This window comes from Acidovorax sp. KPB24-07, assembly GCF_057543315.1.
Map to the genome: position 1 here is coordinate 1 of NZ_BAAJYS010000711.1, position 1129 is coordinate 1129.

Below are 1129 nucleotides of genomic sequence, written 5' to 3' on the forward strand. Positions count from 1 at the left end.
CCAATTCCTCGGCTTCCGGCCTGTCGAACATCGAATACTCCACGGGCAGCGTGACCGCCCTGAATGCTTCCGACACGACGGTCACGGGCTTCGGCACCAAGATCGCCGCCCGGTGGCCTGACCATCCAGGTGGGCTCGGCATCCGGCCGGGGCCGTCTGGGCCGTGGCCGCGCCGGCGCCCAGGATCAGGGTGGCCGCCACGAAGAGCGGGGACAGGCGTGCAGGGGCGAGAAGGGGCTTCATGGCGTGGCGCGGCGGCGTGCAGTGAAAGAGGCTGCCCATGATGCCCGAAGCGCCCGGGCCAGGCGTTGCCGGGCGTTTCAGTGCGCCGCGCCGGCGCCGAAGCGAAAGCTCGACGCCGTCACGCCGCCGTACACGCCTTCCTCGTGGTACACGCAGTCAGCCCGTTCGGCCTCGGCCGCGCCGGCCGCGACCATGAGCGGAATCAGGTGGTCCTCGCGCGGGTGGGCGATGCGGGCCGCCGGCGCGCTTTCCCAGCCCATCAGCCGCGCGGGCCGGTCGGCCGGATCCGTGTGCACCAGCGCGTCCTGCAGCCATTGGTCGAACGCCACCGAAGGCGCCCGCCCGGCCTCGCCGAAGCGGCGCAGGTTGTGGTAGCTCAGCCCGCTGCCGACGATCAGCACGCCTTCATGGCGCAGCGGCGCCAGCGCGCGGCCGAGCGCCAGGTGCTGGGCCGGGTCCAGATCGCGCTGCAGCGACACCTGGATCACCGGCACGTCGGCGGCCGGATACATCACCTGCAGCGGCGCGAAGGTGCCGTGGTCGAAGCCCCGCTCCGCATCGAGCCGGCTGGGCAGGCCCGCGGCCCCGATGAGGGCCGCGATCCGCTGCGCCAGGGCCGGCGCGCCCGGCGCCGGGTAGCGCACCTCGTAGGTGTGGGGCGGAAAGCCGTAGTAGTCGTACACCATCGGCGGCCGGGGGCTGGACATCACGGCGAAGGCCTCGTCCTCCCAGTGGCCGGACACCACCAGCACGGCCTGCGGGCGGGTGGCGATCTGGCGCGGGATGTCCTGCAGCGACTGCTCGAGCGCGCGCATGGTGCGGCGCATCTCGGGCACGTACGGCCAGGGGCCGCCGCCGTGCGACGAGGAAATAGGTGGGCAGGGGG

General features: G+C 73.3%; 2 protein-coding genes. Both read right to left on the reverse strand.

Annotated features, from left to right (window positions below; translation table 11 throughout):
• Positions 1 to 81: 81 nt before the first annotated feature.
• Positions 82 to 243: a hypothetical protein gene (locus AC27IQ_RS25195; RefSeq protein ID WP_487091252.1), complete on the reverse strand. Its 162-nt coding sequence runs from the start codon at positions 241 to 243 to the stop codon at positions 82 to 84.
• A gap of 77 nt (positions 244 to 320) precedes the next feature.
• On the reverse strand, positions 321 to 1129 hold an 809-nt coding region (locus AC27IQ_RS25200; protein ID WP_487091253.1), incomplete at its 5' end, for a DODA-type extradiol aromatic ring-opening family dioxygenase.

Coding starts and splice junctions, on each gene's coding strand:
- AC27IQ_RS25195 (WP_487091252.1), bottom strand. CDS start 243: ATGAAGCCCCTTCTCGCCCCTGCACGCCTGTCCCCGCTCTTCGTGGCG.